The following is a 7,810-nucleotide window of genomic DNA, read 5'->3' on the forward strand; positions in this document are numbered from 1 at the left end:
ACTCTACTACGGTACCTGTTGGTAAGTGAGTAATACGGATTGCTGAATCCGTGGTGTTAACGTGCTGACCACCCGCGCCAGATGCACGGAAAGTATCAATCTTAAGATCGCCAGCTTTGATCTCTGGAAGATCTGCTTCTGGGATCTCAGGCATAACCGCAACGGTACATGCTGATGTATGAACACGACCTTGAGACTCAGTCTCAGGTACACGTTGTACACGGTGACCGCCAGACTCGAACTTCATTGTGCCGTAAACAGCGTCGCCACTGATTTTAGCGATCATCTCTTTAAAGCCGCCCTGCTCTGAAACATTGCTGCTCATCACCTCAACGCGCCAACCTTTTTTCTCGGCAAATCTAGAGTACATACGGAAAAGGTTACCCGCAAAAATACCCGCTTCATCACCACCAGCACCGGCACGAATCTCTAAGAAACAGTTACGCTCATCGTTTGGATCTTTTGGAATCAGAAGAATTTGCAGCTCATCAGTCAGACGTTCAATGTTCGCTTTCGCATCTTTGATCTCTTCTTGAGCCATTTCGCGCATTTCTGCGTCGTCTTCATTTGCCATCTCTTCAGCAGCTTCTAAATCTTCTTGAGCTTGCTGGTATGATTTGAAGCACCCCGTCACCTCTTCTAATTGAGAATACTCTTTTGACAAGGCACGGAATTTGTCTTGATTCCCAAGTACACCGGGATCACCAAGTAGATGTTGAACTTCTTCATAGCGTTCAACAAGTGTTTCAAGCTTTATTAGAATCGAGGCTTTCATAATGTCTTATTCTGTTGGAGGTCGAATATTATTGAGGGTTTTCTAAGCCCAAACTCTGTCTAATGACCATTAATTTTGCAGGTTCTCCTTGCTCAGCTGCACTTTGAAGTGCACGCGTTGGAGCATGGATCAATTTGTTTGTGAGCTTATTACTTAGCTCAAGTAAGACTTTCTCAGGGTCACCGCCAGCGGCAAGTGATTGTAAACTCTTACTTAATAAATCTTCTCGGATTTCATTGGCCGATTTACGGTAATCACGAATACTGTCTACCGCTTGCAGTGAACGCATCCAACTCATAAACGCGGCGCTTTCTTCACTAACTATTGCTTCAGCTTGAATCGCTTCTACTTTTCGTTGTTCAATATTGCCATCAACGATCGACTGCAAATCGTCAACGGAATATAGGTAAGCATCATTCAGATCGCCGACCTGAGATTCCACATCACGAGGAACGGCAATATCAACCAACAACATAGGTTGATGTTTTCTTGTCTTAAGTGCGGTCTCTACCATGCCCTTACCAATAATAGGCAGCGGGCTTGCAGTTGAGCTGATCACGATATCCGCTCTATGCAAATGGTCAGGAATCTCATTCAGGCTGATCACTTCAGCACCAAACTCTTCAGCTAGCCCTAAAGCACGCTCACGAGTTCGGTTAGCCACTATCATCTTAGTGCAGCCATTCGCAGAAAGGTGTTTAGCCACCAATTCAATCGTCTCACCCGCACCAACCAATAACACGGTTGAATCGGCAATCGACTCAAAGATGTGTTTAGCTAACGTACAGGCTGCGTAAGCAACAGACACCGCGCTTCCGCCAATTTCAGTTTCAGTTCGAACACGCTTGGCGACAGAAAATGATTTCTGGAACAGTTTTTCCATTGAAGCATCAACAGATTTGTTCTCTCGCGAGTCCGTATAAGCTTGCTTCACCTGACCTAAGATCTGCGGCTCACCCAATACCAAGGAGTCCAAACCACAAGCTACGCGCATTAAATGTTTAATCGCAGCCTGCTCTTCATGGATATAAATGCTGGGTTTTAGCTCTTCAGGGCTAACTTGATGGAAAACTGACAACCAATCGATGAGCTTGTTTTTTGCCACGCCTTTGACGTCACAATACACTTCAGTTCGATTACAGGTAGAAAGTATGACACTTCCATTTACGTGTGCATTTGCGTTAAGTTGCTTGAGTGCCTCAGATAATTTATCTGGACCAAAAGCGACTTTTTCTCGCAATTCAACCGACGCTGTATTGTGATTGATACCTACGGCAAGCAAAGACATGTATCAGAAGTTCTCGATCAGGGAATGGAAACAAGGGGCGAATTTTACTTGATGCATGGCTCTATTTAAAGAGCAAGCGGGATTTGTTTTCCTGACTTCGTGAATTCAATGCTATAGTTGAGACGTTTTTTAGATAAATTTGAACAAGTTGTGAGCAAATATGAGCAAGCTTCGTAAAATCACGTCTCTTATTTTTATAACCATAATTATGGTGGGTTGCTCGTCTATCCCAGAACAACCGACCAGCGTCGAGTGGCAAAGTCACCAAGATCGGCTTTTACAGATAGAAAACTACCAAGCCTCAGGCAAGCTCGCTTACATTTCTCCAGAGCAACGCCAAAGCCTAAATTTCATTTGGAAGCATTCACCAAATCAGAGTCAATTAAGACTGACCACTTTCCTTGGTCAAACCGCCTTGAACCTCACCATTGATCCATCGGGAGCCAAGGTAGTCACTTATGATGATCAGGTGTTCACTCACGCAAGTGCATCTGTATTGGTAGAGCAACTTACTGGATTACAGATTCCTATTGACCATCTACCACAATGGTTCCTTGGCATTCCAGACCAAGCCGATAGCTACCAATTGAACACCACCAACACGCTTGAATCTCTCACCAAACAAGTTAGCAACCAACTATGGACACTGAATTTTGATAACTATCGAAATACAGAGATGCCGAGTAAGCAACTATCGGATGAAGACAACACTAAGGTAGAGACAATCCCACTCCCTACTCGATTGTCATTCAAGCAAGACGAGAACAAAATCAACATTGTAGTTTCGAAGTGGACACTGAAAAAATGATAACAACGCCAACCCACTGGCCTTCTCCGGCTAAACTGAATTTATTTCTTTATATCACTGGTCGACGTGACAATGGTTATCATGAACTTCAGACCTTATTTCAGTTTGTCGAGTTTGGCGATGAGCTAACAGTTAGTGCAAATCAAGAAACCAGTGCGATCACAATAACCCCTGAAATCCCAGGTGTTGCACTGGAAGATAATCTAATTTGGAAAGCCGCCACTGCCCTCCAACAATATACATCGACCTCTTTCGGTGCGGATATTGAACTCAAGAAAGTGTTGCCAATGGGAGGTGGCATTGGTGGGGGCTCTTCAAATGCAGCAACCGTGCTGGTCGCGCTTAATTATTTATGGCAACTCAACCTCTCTGATGATCAACTTGCCGAAATCGGTTTGCAGCTAGGTGCTGACGTTCCGGTCTTCGTTCGAGGCCACGCGGCCTTTGCCGAAGGGGTTGGAGAACAGCTACAGCCTGCTAATCCGGATGAAAAATGGTATCTCGTCGTTAAACCTCAAGTGAGCATAGCAACTGTAGACATATTCACACATTCAGAATTAACTCGAAATACGCCGAAGCGAGCACTAGCAACGCTTCTAGAGCAAGAATACGTAAACGATTGCGAAAAAATTGTGCGAATGCTGTACCCAGAGGTTGATAAGCAACTTTCATGGCTGCTACAATACGCGCCGTCGAGATTGACTGGTACGGGTTCATGCGTTTTTGCTGAATTTAGCAGCAAAAAAGAAGCCGAATCGGTGCTAGAGCAACTGCCTGACACAGTTTCCGCGTTTGTCGCGAGAGGACGAAACATTTCGCCTTTGAAAGAAACTTTGGCTGAATACCAATCAGCCCACCCACAATCTATTTAAAACTGGACGCAACCCGAGGTTTCCACCGTGCCTGATATGAAGCTATTTGCTGGTAACGCAACACCTGAACTAGCCCAACGTATTGCTGATCGTCTATACATCTCTCTTGGCGATGCTACTGTAGACCGTTTTTCTGATGGCGAAGTCGCTGTTCAAATCAATGAAAACGTTCGTGGTAGCGATGTATTCCTGATTCAATCAACTTGTGCACCAACCAATGACAACCTTATGGAATTGGTGGTAATGATTGACGCAATGCGCCGTGCTTCTGCTGGCCGTATTACTGCTGTAATCCCTTACTTCGGTTATGCCCGTCAAGATCGTCGTGTACGTTCTGCTCGTGTGCCTATTACTGCAAAAGTTGTTGCAGATTTCCTTTCTAACGTTGGTGTTGACCGCGTTCTTACTATCGACCTACACGCAGAGCAAATCCAAGGCTTCTTCGATGTACCTGTTGATAACATCTTCGGCACTCCAGTTCTTCTAGAAGACATGGCTAACCGTGGCCTAGAAAACCCAGTAGTGGTTTCTCCAGACCTTGGTGGTGTTGTACGTGCTCGTGCAACCGCTAAAGCGCTAGGTGATGTTGACATCGCTATCGTTGATAAGCGTCGTCCACGTGCTAACGTTTCTGAAGTAATGAACCTGATCGGTGATGTTGAAGGTCGTGACTGTGTTATCGTTGATGACATGATCGATACTGGTGGCACACTGTGCAAAGCAGCTGAAGCGCTTAAAGAGCGCGGTGCTAAGCGTGTATTCGCTTACGCTACTCACGCTGTATTCTCTGGTACTGCTGCAGAAAACATCCGTAACTCAGTTCTAGACCAAGTTATTGTTACAGATTCAATCAAGCTTTCTCCAGAGATGGCTGCGACAGGCAAAGTTACTGAGCTAAGCCTTTCTCGCATGCTTGCTGAAGCAATTCGCCGCATCAGCAACGAAGAATCAATCTCAGCGATGTTTAACTAATCAAAGCTCTATAGCTTTGTTTTAGAAACTCGTGAGAGAGACACATTAAGCACTTCATTGAATGAAGTGCTTTTTTTATGTCTAACCAATATTAAGCCGCAATTCACCACAGTCAGGAATCATCGTGTTGCTATCAGCTAGCTCGCACCTTTTTCATAAACTGTGATATCATACGGCGCTTTTTGAAATCCCAAGAGAGATCCATACCTTGAGCCAACAAATAAAACTTCTCGTTGGACTGGCTAATCCAGGTCCAGAATACGCCAAAACTCGCCACAATGCGGGTGCTTGGGTAGTTGAAGAATTAGCGCGTGTACATAACGTGACACTAAAGAACGAACCAAAGTTCTTTGGCCTAACGGGTCGTATCATGGTTCATGGTGAAGATCTTCGCTTGCTGATCCCAACGACTTTTATGAACTTGTCAGGCAAAGCTGTTGCTGCCTTAGCAAAGTTCTACCAAATTAAACCAGAAGAGATCATGGTCGCTCACGATGAGTTAGATCTTCCTCCAGGTATTGGAAAGTTTAAAAAAGGTGGTGGTCATGGTGGACATAATGGTCTGAAAGACATCATCAGCAAGCAGGGTAACAATAAAGAATTCTATCGTCTTAGGTTAGGCATTGGCCATCCAGGACACAAAGATAAAGTTGCAGGTTATGTATTAGGCAAAGCTCCTGCGAAAGAGCAAGAGTGTATCGAGGCTGTCGTTGACGAATCGGTTCGTAGCCTAGACATCTTATTAAAAGATGGCCTACCAAAAGCACAAAATCGCTTACATACGTTCAAAGCAGAATAAGGTTTATATCATGGGTTTTAAATGTGGCATCGTTGGTCTACCAAACGTTGGTAAGTCAACTCTGTTTAACGCACTGACTAAAGCAGGCATCGAAGCAGCAAACTTTCCATTTTGTACGATCGAACCAAACACAGGTATCGTTCCGGTTCCAGATCTACGCTTAGATGCATTAGCAAAAATTGTTAATCCACAGAAGATCCTTCCAACGACAATGGAATTCGTAGATATCGCAGGCCTAGTTGCTGGCGCATCTAAAGGTGAAGGTCTAGGTAACAAATTCCTAGCTAACATCCGCGAAACTGATGCTATCGGTCACGTTGTACGCTGCTTTGAAAACGAAAACATCGTTCACGTTTCAGGCAAAGTATCTCCAATCGAAGATATCGAAGTGATCAACCTTGAGCTTGCTCTTGCCGATCTAGATAGCTGTGAACGTGCAATCTTCCGCAATGCTAAAAAAGCAAAAGGCGGAGATAAAGACGCTAAATTTGAAACTACAGTTCTTGAAAAGCTTCTACCTATCCTGACTGAAGGTGGTATGGCTCGTACTGTTGAACTTGGCAAAGAAGAAGTAGCAGCAATCGACTACCTTAACTTCCTAACGCTTAAGCCAACAATGTACATTGCAAACGTTGCTGAAGATGGTTTTGAAAACAACCCTTACCTAGACGCCGTTCGCGAATATGCAGAAAAAGAGAACAACGTTGTTGTTGCTGTGTGTGCTGCAATCGAATCTGAACTTTCTGAGCTTGACGATGAAGATCGTGAAGAGTTCCTAGCTGACATGGGCATCGAAGAACCAGGCCTTAACCGAGTGATCCGCTCTGGTTACGAGCTACTGACTCTTCAAACTTACTTTACTGCAGGTGTTAAAGAAGTTCGTGCTTGGACTATTCCTATCGGTGCAACAGCGCCGCAAGCAGCTGGTAAGATCCACACCGACTTCGAGAAAGGTTTCATCCGTGCAGAAGTAGTTGGCTACGAACATTTCATCGAATTTGGCGGTGAAAGCGGAGCAAAAGATGCAGGTAAATGGCGTCTTGAAGGCAAAGAATACATCGTTAAAGATGGTGACGTAGTTCACTTCCGCTTCAACGTATAATTCTGATTAAACATCTAGAAAAAAGGCCAGTGAATTCACTGGCCTTTTTGTTTTGCCCCTTTAGAAATAGCCCCACATCCAAAACTTAACTTCCTATATATATCGCCTTTTAGACCTGTTTTTTGTCGACAAATACACCTCTTTGCCTAAAAAGAAACCGAACAGATGTTTATTCGCGATTTATTCAAAAAAAAAGTTGACGGGTTTCACTCAACTCCGCATAATGCGCCCCGTTCACAACGAAGCGGCAACGTCTCGAAATGAGCAACAATTTGGAAATGGCTACTTAGCTCAGTTGGTTAGAGCACATCACTCATAATGATGGGGTCGCAGGTTCGAATCCCGCAGTAGCCACCATTTCCTAAGCACTCTGTTTGTTATTAAACATCTGTCTCTTAACAACAAAGAGTTTTTAGGAAAGTAAAGCGGTCGTGGCGGAATTGGTAGACGCACCAGATTTAGGTTCTGGCGCCGAGAGGTGTGAGAGTTCAAGTCTCTCCGACCGCACCATATTGAGATATCTTAATTGATATCATTGTTGGGCTATCGCCAAGCGGTAAGGCACTGGCTTTTGATGCCAGCATTCCCTGGTTCGAATCCAGGTAGCCCAGCCACAATTTAAAGTGTAATTATCTTTAAAAAGATAATGGCATTGGAAGCGAGATTATATTATATTACTTCGCTCTCAGATGGCTACTTAGCTCAGTTGGTTAGAGCACATCACTCATAATGATGGGGTCGCAGGTTCGAATCCCGCAGTAGCCACCATTCTTTCTTTATGAAAGAAGAACAAACAACGTTACTTAGACAAACCATAAGTCTTCTTAACTATACTCTTCGCTAGAGTAAAAGCTTTGCTGCGGTCGTGGCGGAATTGGTAGACGCACCAGATTTAGGTTCTGGCGCCGAGAGGTGTGAGAGTTCAAGTCTCTCCGACCGCACCATTATTTAGATATCTTAAATGATATCCTGTTGGGCTATCGCCAAGCGGTAAGGCACTGGCTTTTGATGCCAGCATTCCCTGGTTCGAATCCAGGTAGCCCAGCCATTACAACGTTACTTAGACAAACCATAAGTCTTCTTAACTATACTCTTTGCTAGAGTAAAAGCTTTGCTGCGGTCGTGGCGGAATTGGTAGACGCACCAGATTTAGGTTCTGGCGCCGAGAGGTGTGAGAGTTCAAGTCTCTCCGAC

Annotated in this window: 6 protein-coding genes, 6 tRNA genes and 1 pseudogene; 11 read left to right on the forward strand and 2 right to left on the reverse strand. The window is 44.5% G+C overall.

Annotation, left to right across the window (positions count from 1 at the left end; genetic code table 11):
- Nucleotides 1–775 (reverse strand): annotated as a pseudogene (locus AACR09_RS07225) (peptide chain release factor 1); the annotation flags it as partial.
- Between the two features lie 28 nt (nt 776–803).
- Nucleotides 804–2,063 (reverse strand): glutamyl-tRNA reductase, encoded by a 1,260-nt coding sequence (gene hemA / locus AACR09_RS07230; protein WP_004736235.1) that lies wholly within the window; start codon nt 2,061–2,063, stop codon nt 804–806.
- 160 nt (nt 2,064–2,223) lie between these two features.
- On the opposite strand from hemA, the gene lolB reads away from it, so the two are divergent.
- The 11 genes from lolB (at nt 2,224) to AACR09_RS07285 (ending at nt 7,664) form a co-directional block, all read left to right on the forward strand.
- Nucleotides 2,224–2,871 carry a lipoprotein insertase outer membrane protein LolB gene (gene lolB / locus AACR09_RS07235; protein ID WP_193836265.1) on the forward strand — a complete coding sequence of 216 codons (648 nt, stop codon included), beginning with the start codon at nt 2,224–2,226 and terminating at the stop codon, nt 2,869–2,871.
- Nucleotides 2,868–3,743: a 4-(cytidine 5'-diphospho)-2-C-methyl-D-erythritol kinase gene (gene ispE / locus AACR09_RS07240; protein ID WP_017071199.1), complete on the forward strand. Its 876-nt coding sequence runs from the start codon at nt 2,868–2,870 to the stop codon at nt 3,741–3,743. The genes lolB and ispE overlap by 4 nt, the downstream gene beginning before the upstream one ends.
- Before the next feature lie 27 nt (nt 3,744–3,770).
- On the forward strand, nt 3,771–4,715 hold the full coding sequence (locus AACR09_RS07245) for a ribose-phosphate pyrophosphokinase (RefSeq protein ID WP_012603389.1): 945 nt from the start codon (nt 3,771–3,773) through the stop codon (nt 4,713–4,715).
- A gap of 208 nt (nt 4,716–4,923) precedes the next feature.
- The gene (pth, locus tag AACR09_RS07250) at nt 4,924–5,514 is read left to right on the forward strand and encodes an aminoacyl-tRNA hydrolase (RefSeq protein ID WP_010439162.1); all 591 of its coding nucleotides are present in this window, start codon (nt 4,924–4,926) and stop codon (nt 5,512–5,514) included.
- 10 nt (nt 5,515–5,524) lie between these two features.
- A complete protein-coding gene (gene ychF, locus AACR09_RS07255; RefSeq protein WP_026012356.1) occupies nt 5,525–6,616 on the forward strand; it encodes a redox-regulated ATPase YchF in 1,092 nt (363 codons plus the stop codon).
- 280 nt (nt 6,617–6,896) lie between these two features.
- Nucleotides 6,897–6,973, forward strand: a tRNA-Met gene (locus AACR09_RS07260).
- A 68-nt stretch (nt 6,974–7,041) separates the two neighbouring features.
- Nucleotides 7,042–7,126 (forward strand) — tRNA-Leu (locus tag AACR09_RS07265).
- 29 nt (nt 7,127–7,155) lie between these two features.
- A tRNA-Gln gene (locus AACR09_RS07270) sits at nt 7,156–7,230 on the forward strand.
- A 77-nt stretch (nt 7,231–7,307) separates the two neighbouring features.
- A tRNA-Met gene (locus AACR09_RS07275) sits at nt 7,308–7,384 on the forward strand.
- A gap of 91 nt (nt 7,385–7,475) precedes the next feature.
- Nucleotides 7,476–7,560: transfer RNA gene (locus AACR09_RS07280), tRNA-Leu, on the forward strand.
- A gap of 29 nt (nt 7,561–7,589) precedes the next feature.
- Nucleotides 7,590–7,664 (forward strand) — tRNA-Gln (locus tag AACR09_RS07285).
- The last annotated feature ends 146 nt before the right edge of the window (nt 7,665–7,810 follow it).

It is taken from the genome of Vibrio sp. OPT20, from assembly GCF_963889365.1.
In the GTDB taxonomy this organism is placed as follows: domain Bacteria; phylum Pseudomonadota; class Gammaproteobacteria; order Enterobacterales; family Vibrionaceae; genus Vibrio; species Vibrio splendidus.

Excerpts from the sequence above, each read along its gene's own strand:
- hemA (WP_004736235.1), bottom strand. The coding sequence starts at position 2,063 with ATGTCTTTGCTTGCCGTAGGTATCAATCACAATACAGCGTCGGTTGAA.
- lolB (WP_193836265.1), top strand. The coding sequence starts at position 2,224 with ATGAGCAAGCTTCGTAAAATCACGTCTCTTATTTTTATAACCATAATT.
- ispE (WP_017071199.1), top strand. The coding sequence starts at position 2,868 with ATGATAACAACGCCAACCCACTGGCCTTCTCCGGCTAAACTGAATTTA.
- ychF (WP_026012356.1), top strand. The coding sequence starts at position 5,525 with ATGGGTTTTAAATGTGGCATCGTTGGTCTACCAAACGTTGGTAAGTCA.